We start from the raw sequence: 26,009 nt of genomic DNA on the forward strand, positions 1-26,009 counted from the left end.
CATTAAGCCAGCCATTAACAATCGATCCATGAAAATACTCAACACATTTAGTTTTAAGAGCAAGTGGCATACCCTATCCGTTGGGTTATGTGCACTTTTGGTAATTACGTTTGCAAGCTGTAAGCATACCAAACGATCAGATATGGCGCAAACCATATATGAAGTAAACAAAAACAAAGCATTCAATAAAGTAACTGAAGAAGGCTTCCAGCCGGTATTTCAAAAGATACTTGCCGAAAAGAAAGCCAAACTTAAAAACCCGAAAGTTATAACTGGATTTTACGAAAGCAACGGTTACGACCCTGTGCTGGTACTTGACCACATGAAAGGTGAAGACCTTAAAACCCTTGCGGCTTATTTGAAAAAGTCGGGTGAGCACGGCCTCGATCCTAAAATATTCCAGGCTGATGACATCAACAACCTGGTTGATAAATTTTACAGCAAAGACGCCATTAAAACTCCCGAAGAAGCTTATGAGACTATGGCCCGCCTTGAAGTTGCACTTGCTAACTCACTTATTAATTATACCAACGCACTTCAATATGGATTAATCAGTCCGCGTAAAATTTATGCGCGCTATTTCACCCAAACCCTTCGCCCTGATAGCACATCAATGAAAAAGGTGTTTGGTATTGCCGATATGAAATCGTTTTTAGACAGCATTCAGCCCAAAAGTGCTCAGTATGTAGCTTTACAAAAAGCACTTGCATCAAACGTACAGGTTCCGGGTAAAACTGCCGAAGAAACTGACAGGATTTTAAAAGTAAATCTTGAACGCCTGCGTTGGAAAAACAAGCCTGCTGATGATAAATACGTAGTTGTCAATATTCCTGATTACCGTTTGGATGTGATGCAAAACGGCAAATCGGTTATGAACATGAAAGTTTGTGTTGGCGAAGGGCGTAACATTGACCGCACAGATAATCTGGTTGAATATGACGAAAGCGATAAAGTAGACAGGCCGTTCTCACGTGAAACACCTCAACTTAACAGTGCGATTTATACGGTACAAGTAAACCCGGTTTGGAACATACCAAAAAGTATTGCTACTAAAGAGATTATGGTTGCAGCAGCCCAGGACCCTTACTACCTTTCAAACCATAATATGGCGGTTTATCAAAATGGAAAAGAGATTGAAGACAGTGAAACAATCGACTGGTCATCTGCCGGGCCAAATGATTACGAGTTCAAACAGCGTCCGGGCGACAACAACGCGCTTGGTAAAATCAAATTCCTGTTTAAAAACAGCAGCAGTGTTTATTTACACGATACTCCTGCAAAGCTTGCCTTCAATAAGCAGATGCGTGCGGTAAGCCATGGCTGTGTTCGTGTTGAACGCCCGCTTGACCTTGCACATGCTCTATTTGGCGACGGTAATAAGTTTGATACCATTAAATCAGACATGGAAGCCGGAAGTTCGGAACCGAAAGATATTGCACTGCCTAAAAAGGTGCCTGTATATTTAACATACACAACCTGTTGGGCAGATAAAAGTGGAACCTTACAATTCAGACCTGATATTTACGGGTTAGACATTGTGTTATTTGCACATTTAAACAAATACTTAACCGCATAAATAAAAAAGGCTGCCTTGATCAAGGCAGCCTTTTTTATTCTTAATAGTGAAGCTTCTTTTCCTCGTCAGTTATCTTAACCTGTTCGGTTAATAAGCCTGTTCCGTTAATAACAACATTTTTCAATTGTAACCCTTTTAGGTTGGCTATGTTGTACGCCTTTTTCACGTTGTTTATAGTAACATTGGTAAGCTTTAGGTATTGAACCGGTTGCTCTTTATAGCCTTCAACTACCACGCCAGTGTTTCCTCCATTATCCACCTGCATATTGCTCACCTCAATGTTTTTTATCAGCGGCATATAATTGCCCTTATCTTCATAAAACATCGTCACTAAAATAGCTTCCTGTTTAACTTGCCCAACCTTTATGTTGCGCATGTAAATATTTTCAATTACGCCGCCACGTGCCGAGCTGGTTTTTATACGTAAGGCACGGTCAAGCTCCGGGCTGTTCATGGTGCAATTTTCTGCAAATATATTTTTAGCGCCGCCCGAAATTTCGCTGCCTATTACTACGCCACCATGTCCGTTCGCCATGGTACAACCTTGTATTACCACATTTTCACATGGTATACCAATTCTACGTCCGTCGCGGTTGCGGCCAGATTTTAAGGCAATGCAATCATCACCTGTATTAAAGTAGCAGTCTTTAATCAAAACGTTTTTGCAGGATTCAGGGTCGCAGCCGTCAGTATTGGGGCCTTCGCTTTCAACTGTCACTTTACTTATGGTTACGTTGTTGCATAACACCGGGTTAAGTATCCACATTGGTGAATTAATGATACGTACCCCTTCAATAAGCACATTATTGCACTTATAGGGCTGCACAAACTGAGGGCGTAGGTAAAAGCCGTTACCAAAACGTCGTTCGGCCATGGGCACATCTTTTTCTGCCATGGCAAACAGTGCTGGCCTGTTTCCTTTATCTACCTGGCTTGCACTACCCGCTTTAAAGCCATATTCTTTTTTGCCTTTCCAAGGCCACCAGTTTTGAGCGGTGGCTTGTCCGTCAAGTACACCATCGCCGGTAATTGCAATGTTTTTCTCGTTGTAGGCATAAACCAGCGGTGAATAATTCATCAGTTCAATACCCTCCCACCGGGTTGGCACCAAGGGTAAATAGTCATCAGGTTTGGTTGAGAATAGTAAAGTTGCACCTTTCTCCAAATGCAGGTTAACATTACTTTTTAAATATACCGGCCCTGTTAAGTATCGGCCCGCCGGAATAATTACTCTACCACCACCAGCCTTATGGCACGCATCAATAGCTGCCTTTATAGCTGCGCTACAATTCTTTTTACCTGTGGCATCGGCCCCATAGTTTTTAACAAAGAACATGCGCTTAGGAAAGCTCGGACGCTTGATTTTAGAAAGAATACCATCTAACTGATTCCATGGGTCTGTTTGTGCATACAGGTTTGCACAGCCTGTACCGAGTATAAACAGCAGAACATATTTAAAAAATGATTTTAACATAGCCGAATATACAGGTTGGTGCGTTAACGGCAAGAAACATTTGGGCTACAATCTATAAATGATAAACAAACAGTGTCTGCAAATATCATTTTAGCTTAACAACATATGATGTATATTAGTGGTGCGGAGCAATATGGCTCTGCACTGATCTTATCATACCTGGTGAAACTAAACTCAATTGTTACAATTATTTTTTGCTTGCTGATATCAGCTTGTGGCAAAAAAACCGAAGCACCGAAGCAGGCAACAACAACGCCTCCAATTAGCGGTTCAAACCCAGGAAGCGGCGGCACAACTCCCGAAGATGTACTTTACCATAAAGACGGTGATGTAAACAAGTTATATTATAATATGGCCAATGGTGTTAACATAGTTGTACTTGGTGATGGGTTTGTTAAGGAGGACTTAAAAAAAAATGGCGTATTTGATACGCAGGTAAAAAAGGTGATTGATTATCTTTTTACCGTGGCTCCGTTTAAACAATACAAACAATATTTCAATACTTACGTAGTATATGCCGAGTCTGGCAAGCAGGGAGCAGCCGTAGGTTCAACCTCAGCCGATAATAAATTCGGTTCCTATTTTTCGCCGGTTACAGACAGGTTGCTGATGGCTGGAAATTATAACACCTGTTACCAATATGTTGATAAGGCTATTCCGCGCGCCATTGCACACCTTATAGTTCTTGTGGTAAACGACAATAAATATGGCGGTTCTGGTGGCAATATTGCAGTAGTATCAACTAACGAAGCTTCGAGATATGTAATGGTACATGAGGTGGGTCACACCTTTTGCGGCCTGGGCGATGAATACATCGAAGAAGAAATTGCAGACAATTACCCATTAAGCCGGCTGCCAATGATGGCTAACATTGATGTAACCGCCGATGCATCAAAAGCTAAGTGGTCGCACTTTGTTGGCCGTGCCGGATACGGTGGCGTAAACTCTTTTGAAGGTGCATACTACCGTAGAAAAGGTATGTACCGGCCAGAAAATAATAGCTTAATGTCGAGCTTAAATACTCTGAATTTTAACGCACCCAGTCGCGAAGCAATCGTAAAACGCATTTTAATGCTAACCGGCGTCACTTATAGCTTTGAAAATTTTTTGCGGGATGATGCTGCATCAGCTACCACAGCTTCAATAAACCTTAATACCAACTATGCAATTCCAAAAAATGATTTCCTGAATATGGATAGCCGCCTGCAAGAACTTAAGGCGGAGGCAAAAAGACTTGAGCATTAGTAATCAAGCGTACCTAGAAGGCTTACATTATTAAAAAATTATAAATTTGCCTGCATGACACTTTACGAACAAATACAGCACAAGCCTTTTTTTATTTTGGGTCCTTGTGTTATGGAAAGTCAGGATTTACTTTATCATGTTGCAGAACAGGTTGCACGCGTAAAGGAAAAGTATAATGTTCCGGTAGTATTCAAATCATCTTTTGATAAGGCCAACCGTACGTCAGTTGCCTCATACCGTGGTCCTGGTTTAGAAGTGGGTATGCAAATGCTGCAAAACGTGAAAGAAAAGTTTGGCCTACCTGTTACCACAGATATACATGAAAGCCATCAGGCAGCAATAGCTGGTGAGGTCTGTGACATTTTACAAATACCGGCATTTTTGTGCCGCCAAACAGATTTACTTGTAGCTGCGGCAAATACCGGCAAAATTGTAAATGTGAAAAAAGCACAGTTCCTGTCGGGCCAGGATATGTTTTATCCGGCACAAAAAGTGGCCGAGGCCGGTAACACGCAAATAATATTAACCGAGCGCGGCAATATGTATGGCTATAATAATTTAGCAGTTGATTTCAGAAATATATTCGACATGAAAGCTTTTGGTTACCCGGTTTGTATGGACTGTACGCATTCCGTGCAACGCCCGGGCGGTGCAGGCGGTAAAACTGGTGGCGACCGTACCTTTGTACCTATGATGGCATTGGCTGCAAAGGCGTTCGGCGCTAATGGCTACTTTATGGAAATCCACCCCGACCCTGATAACGCCCTAAGCGATGGCCCTAACATGGTTAAGCTGCAAAATCTGGACAAGGTAATGGAATCCTTATTGAGCTAATTTTCTTTCCATCATAAATCGAAATCAAGTTTCAGCCGGTATCATGTTATAAGTAGTGTATCGGTTAGTACGTTAAACCAACTCTTAATTATGCAACACATAGCTCAACGTGTATTTAATGATGAAATTGAATCTCTTAAAGAGGCTGCTGCACTTATTGATGAGCATTTTTCTTCAACCGTTGACCTTATACTGCAAAGTAAGGGTAAGGTAATAATCACCGGAGCAGGTAAATCCGGCTTAATTGGTAAAAAAATATCGGCCACGCTGGCAAGTACTGGTACTGCAAGTTTTTTCATGCATCCAACCGAGGCATTTCATGGTGACTTGGGTATGGTGGGTAAGGAGGATGTGTTAATACTTATATCCTATTCAGGCGAAACTGATGAAGTGATCAAAATTATTCCATTTTTAAAATGGAATAAGAACGCAACTATCAGCATAACGGGCAATCCAAACTCAACTATTGCTAAGAATACCAATCATCACCTTAACGTACGTATAACTCACGAAGCGTGTGCTTTGAAACTTGCGCCGACTTCATCTACTACAGCAACCCTGGTAATGGGTGATGCTTTGGCAGTGGCCCTTATGGAGGCACGAAAATTTCAGCCCGAAGATTTTGCACGTTTTCACCCCGGTGGAAGTCTTGGGCGCAAGTTACTTGTTAAGGTTAAAGATTTAATGCGCACAGAACAGCTGCCGTTTATTGACGAAGACGCGTCATTTACTGATGTGCTGCTACGCATGTCAGAAGGCCGGTTGGGAATGGTAATAGTTGGCAATAAAAACTACGTTAAAGGTGTTGTTACCGATGGCGACTTACGCAGGGCACTTTTACGCAACCCCAATACATCAACACAAACCGTAAGCAGCATGATGAGCAGCAATCCGGTTATTATACCCGCCGATGAACTAATAAACCAAGCAGAGCAGCTTATGATTGGACGTAAAATTACTACCATACTTGTTGGCTCTCCTACTGATCGTACCGTTTCAGGCATTTATCAAATTTACACCCGGTAGTAGTAATGGCAACAAAATACAGCCCCACCTTGTTATCTCTTTTAAATACAATGCTATGGAGAAGGACGAACAACAGGAAGTTTATAAAGAATTTAAAGACCTTGTAAATATGCCGGCTGCGGCTTTAGATAAATGGCTGAATACTGATGAATCGAAAGATGCGGGATGGGATAGCGGTGACGGTGAATCAGTTGGGCACAAGTCCGGAGAGAAGATTATTGACATCGTTCGTAAAAAGAAGGATGAGCTAACAGTTACTGACTATAAACATATGCAAAAGGTTGTGGGCTATATTAAAAGGCATACAGCCCAGCAACCATCAGGTAACTTAAAAGATTCAAAATGGAATTATTCTCTCAAAAATTGGGGATACGATTATTCCAAAAAGTAATACTTATATAATCCAGTTTATAATTGCAGCAAAGCAAATAAGAGCCAATATGCAGCCCTGCATTTTTTGTTCGATGGTTAAATTAGTTATGTTCATTTTATTAGGGGATATATAGCAAATATAGGCCTGGCGTACTTTTTTGCAAGGGTTTACAGCATTTTTAAGAATTATTTAGTTGTTTGACCATCTTGATAAATTTTTTTCAGTAAACACTATTTTTTTTTGAACAGGTGTTATGAATTTAATAGAAATCAAGGGTTAAATCAGGACAACGAGACCGGTTATTTCACCTATTTTTTCTAACGAAAACAACCTTTTCATGTAAAAAAGCCACAATTAAGTTTAATTCAATTGCTGCCGCATTAATACTAAAAGTTAAATTATGTCAATTAAATCAGTAAATCCTGCCAATGGCCAGGTTGTTAAAATTTATAAAACGCACACTGATGAACAAGTGGCCGATAGAATAAAACAAACTCATGATGCGTGGTTAAAGTGGCGCAAAAGTGATAGTAGTTTACGCGCCAATTTGCTGCGCAAGTTAGCGGAGGTATTAAACAAACGCAAAAGTGAGCTTGCAGAACTGATGGCCGTTGAAATGGGAAAACCGGTTAAGCAGGGCGCATCAGAAATTGAAAAATGTGCAACGGTTTGCGAGTATTACGCTGATAACGCTGCTAAATTCTTAAAAGAGCAATTGATAGAAACCGAAGCTCAAAAAAGCTATGTTACCTTTAACCCTCTTGGTGTGGTACTCGCCGTTATGCCCTGGAACTTTCCGTTTTGGCAGGTATTTCGCTTTTTAGCGCCGGCGTTAGCTGCAGGCAATTGCGGGGTGCTAAAACATGCTTCGAACGTACCGGGCTGTGCCCTTGTTATTGAAGATATGGTACGCGAGGCTGGTTTTCCGGATAATGTATTTCAAACGCTTTTGGCTGTTAATACCCAGGTTGATGCCATTATAGAAAACGAACACATTAAAGCGGTTACCTTAACAGGCAGTACTAACGCCGGTATAAAGGTGGCACAAAAGGCTGGCTCTGTACTTAAAAAAAGTGTGCTTGAACTGGGAGGCAGCGATGCTTATATCATACTAGAAGATGCTGACCTTGAATTAGCGGCCAGTACCTGTACGGACAGCCGCCTGATTAATAGCGGACAAAGCTGTATTGCTGCCAAGCGATTTATAGTAGTTGAATCCGTTGCCGACAAATTCACAGCATTAATGTTGAAGAAAATGGAAAGCAAACGTGTTGGTGATCCTCTGAAACAAGAAACCGAGGTGGGTCCTCAAGCCAGGGTTGATTTACGCAACGAATTACATGAGCAAGTACAAAAGTCTGTTGCGGCGGGCGCGAAATGTATTTTAGGCGGAACTGTTCCTGAAGGTGAAAATGCTTTTTATCCACCTACTATTCTTACCAATGTAAAGAAAGGTATGCCGGCTTATGACGAAGAATTATTTGGCCCTGTAGCCGCTATAATTGTTGCTAAAGATGAGGCGGAAGCCATTGACATAGCTAACGATAGTGTATTCGGTCTTGGAGGCGCTATATTCACTCAAGATGTTAAACGCGGGGAACATTTGGCCGCTAACAATCTAGAGGCAGGCTCGTGCTTTGTTAATTCACTAGTTAAATCAGATCCGCGCTTACCCTTTGGTGGCATTAAACAATCAGGCTATGGCCGAGAATTAGGGATGTTTGGCATTCACGAATTTGTAAACATCAAAACCGTTTATATAAAGTAGGCAAACCAGCCTCCTTTCAGCTTTTACCCTACCCTGACGGTGCATATTTTATCCTACCGTGCTTATATATTATCTTTGTCAACTATATGAGTAAGCACGGTAGAATTTTAGTAGCCATGAGTGGTGGTGTTGATAGTTCGGTAGCAGCAATAATGTTACATGAACAGGGCTACGAAGTTATTGGCCTTACCATGAAAACATGGGATTACGCATCATCTGGCGGTAGCTCCAAAGAAACCGGCTGCTGCAGCCTTGATAGTATTAATGATGCACGGGCTTTAGCCGTTGGCTATGGCTTTCCACATTATATATTAGATATACGCAACGAGTTTGGCAACTATGTTATTGACAATTTTGTTGACGAATATTTAGCCGGCCGCACTCCTAACCCTTGTGTACTTTGTAACACGCATATAAAATGGGAAGCATTGCTTAAACGTGCTGATAAGTTAGACTGTGAATTTATTGCTACCGGCCACTATGCCAACATTCGCCAGCAAGACAATGGCCGCTATGTGGTATCAAAAGGCAGAGACGAAAATAAAGATCAATCGTACGTGCTTTGGGGTGTATCACAAGAAAACCTGGCACGTACCAAGTTTCCGTTAGGAAGCTTTACCAAAGCCGAAATACGGCAAATGGCGCTTGATTACGGCCAGGTTGAGCTTGCCGGTAAAAGCGAGAGCTACGAAATCTGTTTCGTTCCTGATAATGATTACCGTGCCTTTTTGCGCCACAAAGTTGAAGACCTTGATCAGCGTGTTGGGCCGGGCAACTTCATTTTAACTGACGGCACCGTAGTGGGTAAGCATCAAGGCTATCCGTTCTACACTATTGGTCAACGCAAGGGTTTAGGTATAGCTTTAGGGCAACCTATGTTTGTTACGCAAATAAACCCGCATAATAACACCGTTGTGTTAGGCGTTGCTGAAGAGTTACAACGCAAGGAAGCCTGGGTGAGAGATCTTAATCTTGTTAAATACGAAAGTATAACCGAACCCCTGCAAGCAGTTACCAAAATACGTTATAAAGATGCCGGGTCTGAAAGTAGTATTGTTCAAATGGGCGAACACATGAAAGTTGACTTTCATCATCATGTTTCTGGCATTGCTCCGGGTCAGTCGGCTGTATTTTATGAAGGAAGCGACCTGCTTGGTGGTGGCTTTTTAATGTAAAAACAAACCCCGTCCTTCAATAAGCAAACCGAACAATTGTGTACAATTGCTGTTGCAATTATGAAAATAATAGCAGCAGAGAATTTGTGTTTCATATTCTTTGTGTTTATTTGCAGAAAATAAAAAGCATTTAATGGCTAAAAATCTACTCATTGTTGAATCTCCGGCGAAAGCCAAAACTATCGAAGGTTACCTTGGTAAAGACTTTACGGTTAAATCAAGTTACGGTCACATCCGTGATTTGGTAAAGTCTGAGGATGCCATTGATATACCAAATAACTTTGCACAACGATATGAGGTACCTGCCGATAAAAAGCAGGTAGTAAGCGAGTTAAAGAAACTTGCTAAGGAAGCAGAGATGGTTTGGCTTGCATCCGATGAGGACCGTGAGGGGGAAGCTATTTCATGGCACTTATTTGAAACGCTTGGACTTAAGAATGATAAAACTAAACGTATTGTTTTTCATGAGATTACTAAGCCGGCTATAATAAGAGCTATTGAAAATCCGCGTACCATTGATTATAACCTCGTGAATGCACAACAGGCCCGCCGCGTTTTAGACAGGCTTGTTGGTTTTGAACTGTCACCGGTTTTATGGAAAAAGGTTAAGCCATCTTTATCTGCAGGACGAGTACAATCGGTAGCCGTTAGACTAATTGTAGAGCGCGAACGCGAGATTAACCGTTTTACTCCCGAAGCTGCATTTAGAATCGTTGCCATATTTGGTAAAGGCCGCGACGCTTTTAAAGCTGAGCTTGCTGAAAGATTTGCTGAACAGGTACAGGCCGAAAAGTTTTTACAGGACTGCATTGATGCTGCATTTACAGTAAACTCGCTTGAAACCCGCCCAACCAAACGTTCGCCTGCCGCCCCATTTACAACATCTACTTTACAACAGGAAGCAAGTCGCAAATTGGGCTTTTCGGTATCACGTACCATGTCTGTAGCGCAAAAGCTATATGAATCGGGTAAGATCACCTATATGCGTACCGATAGTGTGAACCTATCTGAAATGGCATTAAATGCTGCTCAACAGGAAATTACATCTGCTTATGGCGAACGTTACCATCAATCACGTAAATACAAAACCAAATCTGCCAGTGCGCAGGAAGCTCACGAAGCTATAAGGCCAACTTACTTCAACGAGCATACAATTGATGGCGATAACGCCGAGAAGCGCTTGTACGAACTGATTTGGAAGCGAGCAATAGCCTCACAAATGAGTGAAGCACAGTTTGAAAAAACAACTGCAAAAATCGGCATATCAACACGGCCCGAAGGTTTAGTAGCCAATGGAGAGGTTATGAAGTTTGATGGTTTCCTAAAAGTGTATTTGGAATCAAATGACGAAGATGACGATAGCAACCAGGATGGTGATAACGCCATATTGCCGCCTTTAACAAAAGGCCAGCAGCTAACCTTGCAGGAGATGACGGCAACCGAGCGCTATTCACGTCCGCCGGCCCGTTATACCGAGGCAAGCCTGGTAAAAAAACTTGAGGAGTTAGGTATTGGCCGCCCATCTACTTATGCACCTACTATATCAACGGTACAAAACCGTGGGTATGTAATTAAAGAGGAACGTGAAGGTAAAACCCGCAATTACCGGGTACTCACACTTAAAGATAAGGCGGTAAAGCAGGAAGAAAAAACGGAAAATACCGGTGCCGAAAAAAACAAGCTCTTCCCTACTGATATTGGTGCCGTAGTAAACGATTTTTTAGTGCAGCACTTCAATGGTATTGTTGACTTTCATTTCACTGCAAATGTTGAAAAGCAGTTTGATGAGATTGCGCAAGGTTTGACCGAATGGACCGCTATGCTTAAAGACTTTTACACGCCTTTTCATGAAGGTGTTGAAAGTACTATACAAACGGCAGATAAAGCACGTGGTGAACGCGATTTAGGTGTACACCCAGAAAGCGGTAAAAAAATATCAGTACGTATAGGTCGTTTTGGTCCGTTTGTGCAAATTGGTGATACCGAAAATGAAGAAGAAAAACCTCAGTATGCAAGCTTGCGGACCGGTCAGATGATTGAAACCATTACTTTAGAAGAAGCTTTAGAATTGTTTAAGCTTCCTAAAAAAGTTGGTGTGTTTGAAGATAAAGATATGACTGTTGCCATTGGCAGGTTTGGCCCGTACATTCGCCACAACAGTACTTTTTATTCGTTGCCTAAAGGCGTTGACCCTATGGGAGTGACTGAACCCCAGGCTATAGAAATTATTGAGGATAAGCGTAAAAAAGACGCCGAAAAGCTTATCAAGACGTTTGATGAAAACCCGGACGTTAAAATTTTAAATGGACGCTGGGGACCGTATATAGAATTTGGAAAGTTAAACGTTAAAATACCTAAAGGTAAAGAGCCGAAGGAACTCACTTACGAAGAGTGTAAGGCCCTTGCCGATGCGATGGAAAAGGATCCAAAAGCAAAGAAGCCTGCAGGAAAAAAATTTGCTAAGAAAAAATAATACAACACGCCTGGAGACAGGCGTTTTTAGTTATATGATAAAAGATTTGCCACAAAACATAGTTGAAGATATTGCTGTTGCCGTTGCGCTTGAAAAAGAGAGTGTTGAAAGTAAGGTTTGGTACGTTTATATAATAAACTTAAAGCAGCAGGCTATCGAAAACGTATTGATTACCTCAAAAGGATATGGAGAAAAAGACGGTGAGCAGGTTAAAACATCTACCTTACGTCATATGATACCATTGATTGAGGCTGGAAAGTCTGCATTGATTGAACCAATTGATGAACAAACATTTGGTCTGAACAATGAGTACTGGATAAGCTACTATATTGGGAAAGATATATATGACAAGAAATTCATCTTTTTACCCGAAAGCATTGTTGATGGAAACTTTATAAAGCTGCCGGTATTAAACAAGGTTGGCGTAATGATCAAATAACATTGGAGTTAGTCCTTGTTGTAAAGTTACCAGCAGTAACAACTATTGTAAACGTTTTAGCTGCTGGTATACTTTTTCGGTAGGCAAACCTACAACATTGGTATATGAACCGTTTATTCGCTCAATTGCTGTTATGCCTACCCACTCCTGTATGCCGTATGAACCGGCTTTATCCAAGGGCTTGTATCTACTTACATAACTTACTATTTCCGGCTCGGTAAGTTCACGAAAAAACACTTCAGATACGTCATGGAATAAATTGTACTCGCCTTTATGCAGCATGCAAACGCCTGTCACAACTTTATGAACCCTTCCTGAGAGTAATTTAAGCATCTCAACAGCATGAGCCTCATCATTGGGCTTGCCTAAAATAAGGTTATCGATGGTCACAATGGTATCAGCTGTAAGTACTACCTCGTCGTTAACTGTACCATCGTAAGCTTCAGCTTTTTTACGGGCAATGTAAACAGCTACTTCTTCAGGTGTCAATCCTTCCGGATATGACTCATCAACCTCTTTAAGCACTATTTCAAATTCAACATCCATTTGCTTTAACAACTCTTGCCGGCGTGGTGATTTTGATGCCAGAATGATTTTAGGTAAGCTCATGATTATTTACAGTTGAAGTATTTATAAAGAGGGATTATACAAAAATCTGAAACTACCAGCTGTAAGCTTCAGCGCCCATCCACTTACCCTGAATTTTTAATGCTTTTTCAATAACGTCTCGCGCACAACCTTTACCACCGGTTAGCGGAGAGATATATTCACAAAGCTCTTTAATTTCTTCCGCTGCATCTGCCGGGCAAACCGGCATACCAACCATTTTCATCACTTCCAAATCAGGTATATCATCGCCCATATACATTACGTTCATCGGGCTAATACCACGCTCGTTAATGTAAAGCTTAAAGGTGTCGGTTTTCACACTGCAACCCAAGAATATATCTTTAATACCTAAACTACTTAAACGATGTATAGCTATTTTTGAGCGGCTGCCAGATATGGCGCATACATTATAACCGCATTTAACGGCTAGTTGTAACGCATATCCATCTTTTATATTGAAAGAGCGGGTTTGTTCGCCGGCTTCATTCACATATACCGACCCATCGGTTAATACACCATCAACGTCAAATATAAACGTGGTAATGTCTTTAAATTTTGTAAGCAATGTTTTGTAAAGTTTATATCAAATCAAACAATTTTAAGAAAATAGTTGAATAATTCCTACTTAAAATTATTGATTATCACGCCATTCATAAACCCAGGCAGATTGTATTTGCTCCAGGTGACCTTCGTTTGATTCTTCACGCGTGCCGGCAAAATTTGGAATAGTTAACACCCACTCCAGCAAATCGGTAAAGCGTATACGGTAAATTTTAGATTCGCTAAAATCATCGCCAAACTTTTCATAAAGCCCCATGGCAATATCTTCATAATCATTCCAATGAATTGGAAGTGCAAATTTATCGTTATTCATTATTGTATGTTGTAAATCTATATATAAGGAGTGGCAATTTATCCAGGTCAACATCCGTCTACTATGTAGCAACATTTAAGCTACTAGCAGGGCCATTAATGACCCATAAATGCCGATTGATCCGGAATAAGCACCTCAATATCACCATTGATAATAACGCACTGGCATCCTAAGCGTGATGTTATACGCGGATTAACTGCACGGTCAATAAAGTCTTCCTCTTTGTCTGAAATTTCCTGTATGTTATCCATACCCTTTGTTACATAAACATGACAGGTGCTGCAGCCGCAAACACCGCCACAGTTGTGTTGTAATTCAATGCCATTCTCAAGGCAAACATCCAGTACTGATTCGCCTGCGGCTATCGGAAGTTCAACCGGTGCGTGGTCGGGCTCCTCAAAGCTTATTTTAACTTTAAAAATATCCATTTTGGCAAAAGTAATAAAATTACTCAACCCTGTATTGCCCCTCTCCCATTTTGATGATACACTGACTTAACAGCTCATAAATTTCTTTTAAAACAGGCTCATTGTCCAACAAGTGAATGTGCGCATCCATCGTATTTTTATCGTTACGTATTGCTGGGCCGGTTTGCACTTTGGCCGGTAATTGAAACTGTACTTTTTCAGCGGTTTCCAAAATAAGCGGGCGCATTAAATTAAAATCTAACTGATGCGTGGCTAAAAGCTCCTGTGCAATATTGTACAAGTAATTAGGAAAATTGCATGCAAATACCGCCGCCAAATGCAACCTTTTACGTTGTGCCGAATTGACTTCGCTAACGTTGCTGCTAATGGTGTAAGCAAGCTCTTTTAACATAGCGGTAAGATCTTCATATGCACCCTCAATGCATAACGGCACCATGCTAAAATTTACCTCTCTTATTTTGCTGAAGGTTTGCAATGGATAGAAAACTCCTGCATGTTCGGTATATTTTAACAAAACCTGTATAGGTGTAGCACCCGATGTATGAACTATAGGTTTTTGATGTACTGCTAGCTGTGACGCAACACTATCTATCACGCTGTCACTTGTGCTGATGATAAACAAATCTGTCTCTGCACTAACCATCATCAAATCATCAATGGCGTCTGCTTTGAGGTGATACGCCAACAGAGCAGCATTCTGCTGATTGCGACTGTAAACCTGTACTATGTAATGGCCCGCATTTTTAAGAGCAGCACCTAAATGGGTAGCTACGTTACCTGAGCCGATGAGGGTGATACGCATGATTCAAAAGTAATTATCTTCTCCGCCCAGTCCAACGTGTTAGGTAAATTGAACTTACTAAATTCGACATGCACTACTCTCCTTCTATTATTGCCCGTACTCCGGCTTGATGCGTGTAGCAGCAAAGGACGCATAATCATAATGCCACCTTTTGGCACATCACAAGTAGCTTCATGCTCTTTGCTCCAGTCAATAGTTTCCGGACGGTAAATGCCTTTTGAGTGTGAACCGGGTACTACTCGCAGTGCACCGTTAGTCTGGTCGGTATCGTCGAGGTGAATGCGGATAGTGAAGTTTTGTTCAAGTATTTCTAACGGTGGTTGTACAGCGAATTGGTTTTGCTTTACCGTCCACGGACCATAGCCCGGTAAGTTGGCAAGTTTATCAACCGAAATAGTTAAATCCTGATGATAAGCAACAAACCAATTAGATTTTTCAGGCTTGTCAAAATAAATGGATTTTACCAAAAAATAGTCATCACTAAACAGCGTTTCAATTAGTCCTTTGAGTGCTTTATTTAAAATTAAAGTTTTAACCTCCGGTACCTCTTTTAGAAACTGCCTGATGGCAAACAGATCATCGGTTTTGCGAAAAGTTGTATTGCCAGTATCAGCCTTGCTTATTTGATTAAGAATGGTTTTAACTTCATACTCGCTAAAGACATTGCCGATGATGGTGAACCCATCATCGGCAATGTTCTTTAAATGAAGCCGCTTATCCATTAGCTAACTTTAAGCTCTTTATTCCTCCTGAATATTGACATTAGAAATCCAATAACCATTATAATGGTGCCCGACCAAAAAAAGTTGATGTAAGGGAACTCAATGGCCCGCATTACAATGTATGATTTTTCGCTTTCGGGTTGCTCTAATACCGTAATTTCAAATTTATTGTCAGATGGAATTATTTTAGTGAAACGAATTTTCAAACCGGCATCGTCAACTTTACGTGCGAAGTCAAATGTATTTCCTCCTTTTATCATGAACACAGGCTCCGCCTTGTAAGTTTTATCGTGCGAATACACATCCAGCATAGCACCAACTGCTACATCGTTTTTACCTAAAGGTATATTCTGTAATTTAGGAGACTTGTTAAGATTACGCAATATCATGTAACCTTCTCTGAAACGGATGGTATCACCTAAACCAACTTCGTGTACAACAGGTGGGTTATATTTTTTATCGTCACCTGCATGATCTTCTGCAACCTCGGTAGCGCCGGCAGCCAAATCCTGCTCCTGCTTAATAGGCGCTGCTGTTATGTGCGTATATAAATCGCGAAACAAATAGTGCTTTGTATCAGGAGATGACACCAAACCCATTTTAGCGTTAGCCTGCGAGTTAGGTTTTAAAACAAAATGCTCAATTACATTACCTGTTGCATCAACTTTTTTGTAATCAACTAAAAAGTAATGGTTAGGCGCTACAAGTGAATCGCCAACGTATGTCACTTTATAGCCACCCATGTCTACGGGCTGATTTTTGTAGAGCATTATATTTTCGCGTGCGTCACCAGCTTTGTCAAAGTCTTTCACCTGTATAACACCGCTTTCATTTTTTGATACTACCCTGCTGGTACCTGCAGCTATTAATGCGCCAACCAACAATAAGGCAAAACCAATGTGAGCAACCGCAGAGCCGGCTAATTTGAACTTACCTTTAAGTGAGTCGGCAAGTATTTTAGCATTGGCTAGCACGCCGTAAACCGAACCAAACATAGCCAGCATAAATACAACCTTAAGCTTATACAAGCCGGTTATATAAATGATAATTGCACTGATGATGGCAGCCACTACCAGGTATACCAACGTACTAATGAAGAATTTGGCAGGTTCGGTTCTTTTGTATTTCAGAAATTGAGTAAAACCTAAAAACAAAGTCACCACTACAGCAAACCCTGCCTGAAAGATATTATATAACGTAATAGGATTTGCCGGAGGAGCGATTTTAGTACCGAATATTGCATTCCACACCGGGAAAGATGTGACGATAACCAATTGCAAACATGATAACGCCAGGAATGATGACCCCACGAATACCCAAAATTCACGCGAGTAAGTTTCTTCTTCCTTTTTTGAGAACGGAAGATCTTTCCAACGCCATATGAGTAAACCCACCATAATACTAAGAAAAACAAGCACATCAATTACCAGGTGCCAGAACATACCAAGGTCGGTAAAAGCATGTACTGATGTTTCGCCAAGGATGCCGCTACGTGTTAAAAATGAAGCGTAAAGCACCAGCACGAAGCTCAACATGGTGAGCAAGGTGGCGGTGAAGTATGAGTGTCCTGTGTTTTTATAAACAATTAATACGTGAACTGCCGCAATTAGAACCAGCCATGGAATAAGCGAAGCATTTTCTACCGGGTCCCAGTTCCAGAAACCGCCAAAGTTAAGCGATTCGTATGCCCAAAATGAACCCATGATGATACCAGTTCCCAAAATCATTACCGCAAATAAGGCGTAAGGAATTGCAGCGGCAACCCATTCCTTGTATCTGCGCTGCCATAAACCCGCTACCGCATAGGCAAACGGAACAATCATCGAAGCAAAGCCCAAAAACAGGGTTGGTGGGTGAATAACCATCCAGTAATTTTGCAGCAAGGGATTCAATCCATTACCATCTTTTATATACTGTAAATAATCAGGCCGGCTGAATATTGGTGCTTCAATAGCATCGCGCAGCATAATAAAAGGTGAGCTGCCTATGCGTTCGCCAAACATTTCAACTCCGATAAGCATTGAACTTAGCAATACTTGTGACAAGCTTACCACAGCCATTACAGGCCGTTCCCATGATTTAGCTTTCCAGATAAGTACATTACCTAATAATGCTTGCCAAAAAGTCCATAACCAAAAGCTGCCTTCCTGCCCTTCCCAATAACTGGATATGATGTAGTAGACCGGCAACGTGCGCGATGAGTGCGCCCAAGCATAGTGGTACTCAAATAAATTATTGTAAATGATATAAAACAGGCAGCAACCAATAGCAACCACCGAAAAGGTATTTACAAAAAATGCCGCGCGGGCTATGCGGAACCAGGATTGATCAGAAAGATCAGACTGTTGTTTTGCAGAAAAAAAGTAACTGATGGCAGCAAGCAATGCCGAGCCAAAGGACAGGATAACAAAAGCCTGCCCAAGGTGCCCCGGTAAAAGGTGCTCCCCTGTAAAAACTGTGTTCATTAAGTAAGATTATAAGTTAGCTTGTTTGGCAGAAACCTCGGTTACCTCAAGCTTATCTTCGGTATATTTAGACGGGCACTTCATTAAAATTTTTGAGGCATGAAACTCCCTGCCCCTCATTTGTCCGGTAAGCACTATTTGCTCAGAACGCTCAAAATCCTGCGGCTTTGTTCCGGTAAATACCACTTTGCATTCCTCGCCCTTATTGTCAAGCATATAAAATGAAAAGTAATTGGCATCTTTAGTAGGATCGTAGTACAGCTCTTTGTTTTTAACCAAATGGCCTACCACATGCAACTCCTCAGTAGTGGCACCTGCATCTTTAAATGAACCGTAAGTACTTGTATTTGAATATGTACTGATGATAACTGCTATAGCAATAGCAATTACAATAATACCTAAAATAGAACTTTTCTTCATTGAAAATTACCTGTTGTAAAACAATTCACAAAAATACAAAACGTATAACCAATATAATTTATTACCGCAGATATATCTTATTTAGAACTATTCTTAACAATATAATATTAACGCATAGCCTTGTACATCTTTTCAAGATCAATGTAGTTGTTATACTGCATAAAAGTTTTGCCTACCTGTGTCAACAAGCCCTTACTTTGTGCTTCATCTGCCCCTTTCATCAGCGGTGAATTGATGCTCAACACCCTGCCGTAACTGTATGTGCACAAGTAAGTTTGCTTAACTACGTTTGATTGGTCTCCCTCAGGCAAATAGTATGTCCAGAACAGATACGGTTTATTATTAAGCGTTATCCACTCTGTTGTGCTTACCAGGTTATCTACCTTCAAAATCTTCTTAGCGTAATCAATTTCCGACTGTACATAGCCTAAAACAAGTTCCTTTTGCTTATCAGGTGTGCGCGATAGTGTATCATTGATAACAGGTGTAAATGCAAACTGCAAAACCTGGGTACCAACCAATATAACGTACGGGTGCTCTGTGGCTTTAACCTCGCTGGACGCTACATCCAGTGTAAGCGCACGCTTGCGGCTAGTGTAAGCTACCCTTGCACCAAACTTGGTTTTAATTATCCCGGTTTCGAAGTACTCGGGTGGAGCGTTTTGTGCAAATGAACAGGTTGCATATAACATTAAGGCAAGCACGCCCGGTATAAATCTCATTAGTTTGATTAGTGAATTTGTAAATGCGTATTTAACAAACAAAAATAGCGATAACCATTAGGGTTATCGCTACTGAAACGGTTTTTAAACCAAATAAGTATTGCTGGATTTATTTACGGCCAAACACCTAAATTTTGGTATGATACCGCAATTTTATTTATTGCGCCAACAAAAGCAGCAACACGAAGCGTTTTTGCCTCCGGATTATTGCGTAAAGTCTCGCGTATCTCATGGTATGAGCGAATCATAGTATCCTCCAAACCAGAGTTAACCAATTCAAGCTCAGTAGCGCCTTTAATAATAGTTTCGCGCTGAAGCGGAGTTAATGAAACGCCGGTAATGCCTTCAACCATGTTAACTATGTTCAAGTTCGAGTTTTCTTCAAATCTGCGGTTCATACGACCGAATGAAACGTGTGAAAGATTTTTTAACCACTCAAAATATGAAACGGTTACACCGCCGGCATTGGCATACATATCAGGTACGATTATGCCGCCGTTTTCGTAGAAAATGGCTTCTGCTTCAGGTGTAGTTGGTCCGTTTGCACCCTCAACTATAATTTTAGCTTGTAGGTTACGAACGTTTTCAATTGTAATTTGATTTTCTAATGCAGCCGGTACCAGTATATCACATGGCTGCTCAAGTCCTTCTCCCGAACGGGTAAATTCCTTTGTAGCGCCTGCAAAACCTAATATTGAACCCGTGGCTTTACGGTGTTGAAAAACAGCTTCATAATCAAGACCATCTTCATTATAGATGGCGCCTTCATATTCGCATAAGCCAACAATGGTTGCGCCAAATTCAGATAGGAACTTAGCAGAGTAGTAACCTACATTACCCAAGCCTTGTACAATTACTTTTTTGCCTGTTAACCCGGTTGTTAAACCAAGTTTTTGCATGTCTTCGCCAACGCTAACACATTCCCTGGCAGCTATGGCAACACCACGGCCGGTAGCTTCTCTTCTGCCTGCAATACCGTGCAGTGCAATCGGCTTTCCGGTAACGCAACCTAATGCATCGCCCTGGTTAGGGTTCATGGTTGCATAAGTATCAGCAATCCAGCTCATTTCACGCTCGCCTGATCCATAATCTGGTGCAGGTACGTCAATGCTTGGGCCTAAAAAGTTTTTCTTGGTAAGTTCTACTGTATAACGGCGGGTGATGTTCTCTAACTCCTGTACCGTGTAGTTTTTTGGATTGATTTTGATACCGCCCTTAGCACCACCAAATGGTACGTTTACAATAGCACATTTGTAAGTCATTAACGCTGCAAGCGCCATCACCTCATCTTCGTTAACCATTTCACTGTAACGAATACCACCTTTGGTAGGCGATTGGTGATGCGAATGCTCAACGCGCCATGCATCAATAACTTCAAAGCCGTCACCTTTACGTATAGGAAAGCGAAAACGGTAAACACTGTTACATGATTTAATTTGATCTAATAAACCGGCATCGTGTTTGGTAAATTGAGCTGCGTGATCAAAATTGGCGCACACATCTGAAAAGAAATGAGTGTCCTGATCGGATATAATTAAATTGCTCATATATGAATTTGATTAATAATTGGTAAAGTTTTACGCAATAAATAGTTGAATTAAAAAGTTAACACATTGCAAGTGCCAAAAAAGTTTTAGTCTTTGTGCTTTTCAATACGGTTTAAACGCCTGTCCATACTAAACAGGTATAAAGCCAGGCCAACAAATACAATAACTATGGTGCCTATAACAACATATATTTTTCCTTCGCTCCGCATAGTATCAGCCATTTCAACATCTTGTGCAAATGCGCCTAAATAGCCCATCAGCAATACGGCTAAACAAGTAAGTTTCTTCATGATGATTTATAAGGAGTTGTTTTTATTTTCGATTAAACGTATACGGTAACGCAAAGTTGCAATCCACAAAGCAATAAGCATCCAGCCTATAAATGCAGGATATAACACGGCACGCATTTCATTGGTCATATCATACTTACCAAAGGCCGGGTTACCACCATTACCCGGGTGTAACGAATCAGTTAAGCGTGGCAGTATAAATAACAAAACCAACATTATCGGGAAAGCAAATATGTTGTAGATGGCCGAAATACGTGCACGCTTTTGCTCTTCATCTATGGCGTTACGCAAGACCAAGTAAGCACAGTAAAGCAAAAAAGCAATTGCGGCACTGTTTTGTTTAGGATCATTACTCCAGTATTGCCCCCAGGTATACCGGGCCCAAAGCATGCCGCTTAGCAATCCTAAAATATAAAATATAATACCGGTGTTAACGCTTTCAATGGCAATTAAATCATACTCTTCCTTGCCAGTGGCTAAATAGCGCACACTGTAAAAAACCGATACACCAAACACCAAAAACATTGCCATCCACATGGGCACGTGGAAGTATACATTGCGTATGGTTTCGTGTAAAATAGGCAATCTAGGAACAGTTAGCATGAACCCGGCCACCAGTGTATACATCACCAGCACAACGCCTAAAATTTTCCACCAACTTTGATATATAAATTTCATATAAAATTCAACGCGCAAAGGTAAAACAATTAGTTAAAATTACTATGCTTACATAGCAAATATCATGTAGGCTATGGCTTATTTTGCTGCCCTATATACGGTGGTGTATAGGTTGCAGATGGTTCAAAGTCTACCGGCAGCAACTCCGCTATTTTATTCTTTGACCATGTACCTTCCTGCAACGGGCTTGGATTTGACAAAATTGAGCCATTTTTATCAAACAGTATATATGGCGTATAAAGCGTTATCACACTTGTTTCAAAATTGTCCCAATCAAGGGGCCTGTAAATGTCTTTAAAATCCTGCGTTTCGCGCTTTTTAGTGTAAACAACATAAAGGCACTCCGGAAACGCCATGCCGTATATACCCTGCCTGTCTGTCTCTTTTACTACCTGCTCAATTTTGAGTGGATCGCGGTAGAGGTGCTCGTGATATTTTGGCAACTGATATTTGTTTACCCAGTACCTTAATGAATCGCTATTTACGCCGTCAAACTTATCAATCTTGCGTTGTATAACCGGGTCGGGCGGGCGCTCAGCATTTGGTCGTCGGGCCAGGATGCGCATAACAAAACCATCACGCTCGTAATTACCATCAACCAGTGAGCGGAAAAACTGCATTGCTGAACCGTAGTAAATATCCTGCCTACGCTGCTCCCAAATTTTTTTTTGAGCCGCGCTTCCGGGCAACTCCTCGTATAACACCTTTCCTTGCCAGGATATTATATTGTTTAATTTATCACTTTTAAAGTTTTTAAGTAGGAAACGTATGCGGTAGCCTAGTGCCTTATTTTCAATATTAATGAAGTCGTAAGACAAAGCCGTAAGGGTTCGTTTTGATTTGCTGTAAATGAGAACCAGATCGTGCGGATTGGATATTTTACATTGCCTGGCATAGGCAGATGTGCCAAAAAACTCAGCCAAGAACATTTGATAATTTGCCTTCCAATTATCATTATTAGTGACTACTACGTCCTCAAGTTGCATAACACGCGCTTTCATTTCAGCGTTAATGGTAATTGGTTTTTCATCAACCAAAACCTGTTGAGTAAAATCTTCAAATCCTACTGAGGTAGCAACCAAATCATACTGCCCTGGCCTGATGTTACGAAGTGTAAAATTTCCGGCTTCATCTGTAGTAGCACCAACAGTTGCGTTACTTAAAAAAACGCTTACCTTAGCTAGTGGTGCCTTGGTGTCTGCGCGTACAATTTTGCCACTTATGGTACCAGTTTGCGCTTTGGCTAAGGCAAACACCATGAGGTTTAACAACAGCAAGAAGTATACACGCACCAGTTTCAATGTAGAATTTTATAATTGCTTGTTATAAGATAGCCCACAGCAGATATCAATCGCGCCATAAAAACGGAAACAATATAAGAGATACTGCTATCACTATCACATTAATTGCACCCAGTACACCAAAGTTACCATAAGTAAGACTGCGTTCAACACCATCCATAGCACTCTTACTAATTTTTACCAGCAACATAATTACAGGTATTATCACCGGGAAACTCAATATAGCCATTAAAGTTCCGTTGTTACCGGCTTTGGCTGCTATAGCCGAAACCATAGTAAATACAGTAGAAAACGTTACACTGCCTGATAACACCACCAGGAAATACCATAAGGCATCGCCAACGTTATTAGTAAAAAAAAGGATGTAAACTATGAGCGCCAATGTGCTTAACAAACCCATGAGCAAGGCGTTGTAGACTGTTTTAGATAAAATTATAGCATGCGGACTTGCAATGGTGTAGTAATAAAGCAGACGACTTCGGCTTTCTTGAAGGAAACTTTTAGCAATGGCGTTTACAGAAGCAAACAGGATGATTATCCAAAACAATACGTTCCAAACTACAGGGTACCCTTGACTTTTTGTAAAGCCGGGCGTTAAATTAAACGCTATATAACAAACAAAAACGGTAGAAACAATATAAAGCAACACCCCGTTGAATGCATATTTAGAGCGCCACTCCAATAATATTTCTTTCCTGAGCAAATAGCCTGTTTGGCGCAATAATTTCATTACTGCAAATATAGCAAAAAGCTGTTGTGGCTTGCTAAGGTTTAATGACAGGCAGTAAAACTTAAGCTAACTGCTTACCCTTTGATATCTCAAGCAGATGTTGCATTTTTTCATGCAATTGGTATGGCTGAAACGGTTTAGATAGAATATCGTTCATACCAGCCGAGAGCGCCTGTTGCTGCTCATGATCAAAAGTGGCTGCCGATAAAGAGATGATTGGTATACTGCGCTTTGGTTCTGCAAAGTTCATACGGATAGTTTTGGCAGCGTCATACCCATTCATTTCGGGCATATGCGTATCCATCAATATCAGGTCAAAATCTTTCGCCAGCAATTTATCAAGTACTTTTTGTCCGTTGTCTACTATCTCAAAGTTTACATTCCAGTCTTTAAGCATCTTCGACATCATAAATTGATTCACCAAGTTATCTTCGGCTACCAATACATGTACATCTATAAACGGAGTTAAACTTCTTTGCTTGTTACCGTCAATCTTTTCAGCCTTAGGGGCATCAGCAACAGCGTACCAGTTAGTAAAGTTAAATACGCTCCCACTACCTATCTGACTACTTACCGTGAGTTCGCCCCCTTTAAGTTCAATAAGTTTTTTAACTATGGTGAGCCCCAGTCCGGTGCCACCATATTTAGTCAGTGTATCATCTTCAGCCTGCTCAAATGATTCAAATATTTTTGCAAGCCGATCTGTGGCAATACCGATTCCTGTATCGATAACGCTAAACTTAACTTTTACATTACTCTCAACATTTTGCAATACCGAAAGTACCAGCTTAACATAGCCGCGCTCGGTAAATTTAATGGCATTGCTAAGCAAGTTCATCAATATTTGATTAAGGCGCAGGGCATCAAAAAGCAAGCATTGAGGCACATCACTATCAATTTCCAGCAGCAGATCAATGTTTTTTTCGTCGGCTTTATATTTAAGTAAATCAAAAGTAGCCTGAACTACCTGGCGTACATTATTATTTTTACGAATAATGCTAAACTTACCTGCTTCTATTTTAGATATATCAAGCACGTCATTAATAACACCCAGTAATGATTGTGAGGAAACATCAAGCAAGTCAACTATATTTCTTTGATGCTCATCAAGGTCGCCCTTGCGCAACATGTTGGTTAGGCCCAAAATACCGTTAACAGGCGTGCGCAACTCGTGGCTCATGTTTGCCAGAAAGCTTTCTTTAACCTTACGTGAATGCTCGGCTGCCTCTTTTGATTTGATGAGCTCCTGCTGATAGCTTTTCTGCGGTGACACATCACTTATATTAATAAATAATATTTTATTATTATAAGTAATACGACACTCGGCCCAAATAGTACGTTTATCAAACGTTTCTAATTGATATTCGGCTACTGCAAAGCTCATGTTGTTGTTTACAATCTCAGAGAGCTTTTTACGCAGTTTTGGCTGATCGTCCGGCACGGCCATATCAACAATACTTGTTTGTTCAAGCTCGTTAACCTGGTAGCCAAGCAACTTTTTTACAGCCTGATTTATCGAAAGTATACGAAAAGTTTTAGCATCAACGGTGGTAATGATATCAGCAGAATTTTTAACCATTATGGCATAGTTCTGCAACTCCTCATTCTTCTCCTTGATGTCTTTCTGGTGTTGAGCTAACTGAATAAATGCATCAACTTTGGCTGATGTTATATAGGGGTCGAGTGGTTTATACAAGTAGTCAACTGCACCTGTACCAAACCCTTTAACTGCGTACTTAGATTCTTTGGAGATTGCTGTAACAAATATGATGAGTATGTCTTTAGTGCGCGGATTTGCTTTGAGCATTTCCACCAATTCAAAGCCGTCAATCTCAGGCATCTGAACATCAACCAGGGCAATACTAATTTGATTTTCCCAGGCAATGCGCAAGGCTTCATTTGGTGATGTAGTAGAAATTATATTGATATCATCGCGGCGGAGCAAAGCCTCCAACGCAACAATATTTTCTTCCCTATCATCAACAACTAATATATTAACGGCACTCATAATAAGTAGGTAAAGGTACAAATATGCTAA

25 protein-coding genes are annotated in these 26,009 nt (G+C 40.9%); 9 read left to right on the top strand and 16 right to left on the bottom strand.

The window, feature by feature from the left end; all coding sequences use genetic code 11:
- The first annotated feature begins 28 nt into the window (after positions 1 to 28).
- Positions 29 to 1,576, top strand: a complete 1,548-nt coding sequence (locus GO816_RS11090; protein WP_157541999.1) for a L,D-transpeptidase scaffold domain-containing protein — start codon at positions 29 to 31, stop codon at positions 1,574 to 1,576.
- Between the two features lie 40 nt (positions 1,577 to 1,616).
- Here the strand turns inward: GO816_RS11090 and GO816_RS11095 are convergent, their stop codons facing one another.
- Positions 1,617 to 3,050 (bottom strand): glycoside hydrolase family 28 protein, encoded by a 1,434-nt coding sequence (locus tag GO816_RS11095; protein ID WP_157542000.1) that lies wholly within the window; start codon positions 3,048 to 3,050, stop codon positions 1,617 to 1,619.
- 105 nt (positions 3,051 to 3,155) lie between these two features.
- Between GO816_RS11095 and GO816_RS11100 the strand changes: the two genes are divergently transcribed.
- From GO816_RS11100 to GO816_RS11135, 8 genes are all read left to right on the top strand, one after another.
- The gene (locus tag GO816_RS11100; protein ID WP_157542001.1) at positions 3,156 to 4,295 is read left to right on the top strand and encodes a M64 family metallopeptidase; all 1,140 of its coding nucleotides are present in this window, start codon (positions 3,156 to 3,158) and stop codon (positions 4,293 to 4,295) included.
- A gap of 54 nt (positions 4,296 to 4,349) precedes the next feature.
- Complete coding sequence (gene kdsA, locus GO816_RS11105) at positions 4,350 to 5,129, top strand: 3-deoxy-8-phosphooctulonate synthase (RefSeq protein WP_157542002.1); 780 nt, start codon at positions 4,350 to 4,352, stop codon at positions 5,127 to 5,129.
- Between the two features lie 90 nt (positions 5,130 to 5,219).
- Positions 5,220 to 6,155: a KpsF/GutQ family sugar-phosphate isomerase gene (locus tag GO816_RS11110; protein ID WP_157542003.1), complete on the top strand. Its 936-nt coding sequence runs from the start codon at positions 5,220 to 5,222 to the stop codon at positions 6,153 to 6,155.
- 55 nt (positions 6,156 to 6,210) lie between these two features.
- Complete coding sequence (locus GO816_RS11115) at positions 6,211 to 6,546, top strand: DUF3140 domain-containing protein (protein WP_157542004.1); 336 nt, start codon at positions 6,211 to 6,213, stop codon at positions 6,544 to 6,546.
- A gap of 382 nt (positions 6,547 to 6,928) precedes the next feature.
- Positions 6,929 to 8,296 carry an NAD-dependent succinate-semialdehyde dehydrogenase gene (locus GO816_RS11120; RefSeq protein ID WP_157542005.1) on the top strand — a complete coding sequence of 456 codons (1,368 nt, stop codon included), beginning with the start codon at positions 6,929 to 6,931 and terminating at the stop codon, positions 8,294 to 8,296.
- An 86-nt stretch (positions 8,297 to 8,382) separates the two neighbouring features.
- Positions 8,383 to 9,471: a tRNA 2-thiouridine(34) synthase MnmA gene (mnmA, locus tag GO816_RS11125; RefSeq protein ID WP_157542006.1), complete on the top strand. Its 1,089-nt coding sequence runs from the start codon at positions 8,383 to 8,385 to the stop codon at positions 9,469 to 9,471.
- Between the two features lie 133 nt (positions 9,472 to 9,604).
- A complete protein-coding gene (gene topA / locus GO816_RS11130; RefSeq protein ID WP_157542007.1) occupies positions 9,605 to 11,944 on the top strand; it encodes a type I DNA topoisomerase in 2,340 nt (779 codons plus the stop codon).
- A 34-nt stretch (positions 11,945 to 11,978) separates the two neighbouring features.
- Complete coding sequence (locus tag GO816_RS11135; RefSeq protein ID WP_157542008.1) at positions 11,979 to 12,383, top strand: hypothetical protein; 405 nt, start codon at positions 11,979 to 11,981, stop codon at positions 12,381 to 12,383.
- A 42-nt stretch (positions 12,384 to 12,425) separates the two neighbouring features.
- Here GO816_RS11135 and GO816_RS11140 read toward each other — a convergent pair whose 3' ends face one another.
- The 15 genes from GO816_RS11140 to GO816_RS11210 all read right to left on the bottom strand — a co-directional run bounded on the left by GO816_RS11140 (position 12,426) and on the right by GO816_RS11210 (position 25,979).
- Positions 12,426 to 12,992 (bottom strand): Maf family nucleotide pyrophosphatase, encoded by a 567-nt coding sequence (locus tag GO816_RS11140; protein ID WP_157542009.1) that lies wholly within the window; start codon positions 12,990 to 12,992, stop codon positions 12,426 to 12,428.
- 52 nt (positions 12,993 to 13,044) lie between these two features.
- Positions 13,045 to 13,557: a KdsC family phosphatase gene (locus GO816_RS11145; RefSeq protein ID WP_157542010.1), complete on the bottom strand. Its 513-nt coding sequence runs from the start codon at positions 13,555 to 13,557 to the stop codon at positions 13,045 to 13,047.
- Positions 13,558 to 13,623: 66 nt separating this feature from the next.
- Positions 13,624 to 13,866 carry a Fe-S cluster assembly protein IscX gene (iscX, locus tag GO816_RS11150; RefSeq protein ID WP_157542011.1) on the bottom strand — a complete coding sequence of 81 codons (243 nt, stop codon included), beginning with the start codon at positions 13,864 to 13,866 and terminating at the stop codon, positions 13,624 to 13,626.
- Between the two features lie 95 nt (positions 13,867 to 13,961).
- Complete coding sequence (locus GO816_RS11155; protein WP_157542012.1) at positions 13,962 to 14,294, bottom strand: 2Fe-2S iron-sulfur cluster-binding protein; 333 nt, start codon at positions 14,292 to 14,294, stop codon at positions 13,962 to 13,964.
- Positions 14,295 to 14,313: 19 nt separating this feature from the next.
- Complete coding sequence (locus tag GO816_RS11160) at positions 14,314 to 15,096, bottom strand: Rossmann-like and DUF2520 domain-containing protein (protein WP_157542013.1); 783 nt, start codon at positions 15,094 to 15,096, stop codon at positions 14,314 to 14,316.
- The gene (locus GO816_RS11165) at positions 15,063 to 15,818 is read right to left on the bottom strand and encodes a phytanoyl-CoA dioxygenase family protein (protein WP_157542014.1); all 756 of its coding nucleotides are present in this window, start codon (positions 15,816 to 15,818) and stop codon (positions 15,063 to 15,065) included. The genes GO816_RS11160 and GO816_RS11165 overlap by 34 nt, the downstream gene beginning before the upstream one ends.
- Entirely contained in the window at positions 15,818 to 18,283 is a 2,466-nt protein-coding gene (ccsA, locus tag GO816_RS11170; RefSeq protein WP_157542015.1) for a cytochrome c biogenesis protein CcsA, read from the bottom strand. The genes GO816_RS11165 and ccsA (GO816_RS11170) overlap by 1 nt, the downstream gene beginning before the upstream one ends.
- A 9-nt stretch (positions 18,284 to 18,292) precedes the next feature.
- Positions 18,293 to 18,703, bottom strand: coding sequence for a cytochrome c maturation protein CcmE domain-containing protein (locus GO816_RS11175; protein WP_157542016.1), 411 nt, complete (start codon positions 18,701 to 18,703; stop codon positions 18,293 to 18,295).
- A gap of 107 nt (positions 18,704 to 18,810) precedes the next feature.
- Complete coding sequence (locus tag GO816_RS11180) at positions 18,811 to 19,425, bottom strand: hypothetical protein (RefSeq protein ID WP_157542017.1); 615 nt, start codon at positions 19,423 to 19,425, stop codon at positions 18,811 to 18,813.
- A gap of 113 nt (positions 19,426 to 19,538) precedes the next feature.
- Positions 19,539 to 20,972: a Glu/Leu/Phe/Val family dehydrogenase gene (locus GO816_RS11185; protein WP_157542018.1), complete on the bottom strand. Its 1,434-nt coding sequence runs from the start codon at positions 20,970 to 20,972 to the stop codon at positions 19,539 to 19,541.
- Between the two features lie 86 nt (positions 20,973 to 21,058).
- Positions 21,059 to 21,262, bottom strand: a complete 204-nt coding sequence (locus GO816_RS11190; RefSeq protein WP_157542019.1) for a CcmD family protein — start codon at positions 21,260 to 21,262, stop codon at positions 21,059 to 21,061.
- 6 nt (positions 21,263 to 21,268) lie between these two features.
- Positions 21,269 to 21,940 (bottom strand): cytochrome c biogenesis protein CcsA, encoded by a 672-nt coding sequence (ccsA, locus tag GO816_RS11195; RefSeq protein WP_157542020.1) that lies wholly within the window; start codon positions 21,938 to 21,940, stop codon positions 21,269 to 21,271.
- A gap of 71 nt (positions 21,941 to 22,011) precedes the next feature.
- Entirely contained in the window at positions 22,012 to 23,199 is a 1,188-nt protein-coding gene (locus GO816_RS11200; protein ID WP_198171498.1) for a carboxypeptidase-like regulatory domain-containing protein, read from the bottom strand.
- 88 nt (positions 23,200 to 23,287) lie between these two features.
- The gene (locus GO816_RS11205) at positions 23,288 to 23,971 is read right to left on the bottom strand and encodes a heme exporter protein CcmB (protein ID WP_157542022.1); all 684 of its coding nucleotides are present in this window, start codon (positions 23,969 to 23,971) and stop codon (positions 23,288 to 23,290) included.
- A gap of 61 nt (positions 23,972 to 24,032) precedes the next feature.
- Positions 24,033 to 25,979, bottom strand: a complete 1,947-nt coding sequence (locus GO816_RS11210; RefSeq protein ID WP_157542023.1) for a hybrid sensor histidine kinase/response regulator — start codon at positions 25,977 to 25,979, stop codon at positions 24,033 to 24,035.
- Positions 25,980 to 26,009: the final 30 nt, after the last annotated feature.

The sequence above is a fragment of the Mucilaginibacter aquatilis genome, from assembly GCF_009755275.1.
In the GTDB taxonomy this organism is placed as follows: Bacteria; Bacteroidota; Bacteroidia; order Sphingobacteriales; family Sphingobacteriaceae; genus Mucilaginibacter; species Mucilaginibacter aquatilis.

Excerpts from the sequence above, each read along its gene's own strand:
- GO816_RS11090 (WP_157541999.1), top strand. The coding sequence starts at position 29 with ATGAAAATACTCAACACATTTAGTTTTAAGAGCAAGTGGCATACCCTA.
- GO816_RS11095 (WP_157542000.1), bottom strand. The coding sequence starts at position 3,050 with ATGTTAAAATCATTTTTTAAATATGTTCTGCTGTTTATACTCGGTACA.
- GO816_RS11100 (WP_157542001.1), top strand. The coding sequence starts at position 3,156 with ATGATGTATATTAGTGGTGCGGAGCAATATGGCTCTGCACTGATCTTA.
- kdsA (WP_157542002.1), top strand. The coding sequence starts at position 4,350 with ATGACACTTTACGAACAAATACAGCACAAGCCTTTTTTTATTTTGGGT.
- GO816_RS11110 (WP_157542003.1), top strand. The coding sequence starts at position 5,220 with ATGCAACACATAGCTCAACGTGTATTTAATGATGAAATTGAATCTCTT.
- GO816_RS11115 (WP_157542004.1), top strand. The coding sequence starts at position 6,211 with ATGGAGAAGGACGAACAACAGGAAGTTTATAAAGAATTTAAAGACCTT.
- GO816_RS11120 (WP_157542005.1), top strand. The coding sequence starts at position 6,929 with ATGTCAATTAAATCAGTAAATCCTGCCAATGGCCAGGTTGTTAAAATT.
- mnmA (WP_157542006.1), top strand. The coding sequence starts at position 8,383 with ATGAGTAAGCACGGTAGAATTTTAGTAGCCATGAGTGGTGGTGTTGAT.
- topA (WP_157542007.1), top strand. The coding sequence starts at position 9,605 with ATGGCTAAAAATCTACTCATTGTTGAATCTCCGGCGAAAGCCAAAACT.
- GO816_RS11135 (WP_157542008.1), top strand. The coding sequence starts at position 11,979 with ATGATAAAAGATTTGCCACAAAACATAGTTGAAGATATTGCTGTTGCC.
- GO816_RS11140 (WP_157542009.1), bottom strand. The coding sequence starts at position 12,992 with ATGAGCTTACCTAAAATCATTCTGGCATCAAAATCACCACGCCGGCAA.
- iscX (WP_157542011.1), bottom strand. The coding sequence starts at position 13,866 with ATGAATAACGATAAATTTGCACTTCCAATTCATTGGAATGATTATGAA.
- GO816_RS11155 (WP_157542012.1), bottom strand. The coding sequence starts at position 14,294 with ATGGATATTTTTAAAGTTAAAATAAGCTTTGAGGAGCCCGACCACGCA.
- GO816_RS11160 (WP_157542013.1), bottom strand. The coding sequence starts at position 15,096 with ATGCGTATCACCCTCATCGGCTCAGGTAACGTAGCTACCCATTTAGGT.
- GO816_RS11165 (WP_157542014.1), bottom strand. The coding sequence starts at position 15,818 with ATGGATAAGCGGCTTCATTTAAAGAACATTGCCGATGATGGGTTCACC.
- ccsA (WP_157542015.1), bottom strand. The coding sequence starts at position 18,283 with ATGAACACAGTTTTTACAGGGGAGCACCTTTTACCGGGGCACCTTGGG.
- GO816_RS11175 (WP_157542016.1), bottom strand. The coding sequence starts at position 18,703 with ATGAAGAAAAGTTCTATTTTAGGTATTATTGTAATTGCTATTGCTATA.
- GO816_RS11180 (WP_157542017.1), bottom strand. The coding sequence starts at position 19,425 with ATGAGATTTATACCGGGCGTGCTTGCCTTAATGTTATATGCAACCTGT.
- GO816_RS11185 (WP_157542018.1), bottom strand. The coding sequence starts at position 20,972 with ATGAGCAATTTAATTATATCCGATCAGGACACTCATTTCTTTTCAGAT.
- GO816_RS11190 (WP_157542019.1), bottom strand. The coding sequence starts at position 21,262 with ATGAAGAAACTTACTTGTTTAGCCGTATTGCTGATGGGCTATTTAGGC.
- ccsA (WP_157542020.1), bottom strand. The coding sequence starts at position 21,940 with ATGAAATTTATATATCAAAGTTGGTGGAAAATTTTAGGCGTTGTGCTG.
- GO816_RS11200 (WP_198171498.1), bottom strand. The coding sequence starts at position 23,199 with ATGGTGTTTGCCTTAGCCAAAGCGCAAACTGGTACCATAAGTGGCAAA.
- GO816_RS11205 (WP_157542022.1), bottom strand. The coding sequence starts at position 23,971 with ATGAAATTATTGCGCCAAACAGGCTATTTGCTCAGGAAAGAAATATTA.
- GO816_RS11210 (WP_157542023.1), bottom strand. The coding sequence starts at position 25,979 with ATGAGTGCCGTTAATATATTAGTTGTTGATGATAGGGAAGAAAATATT.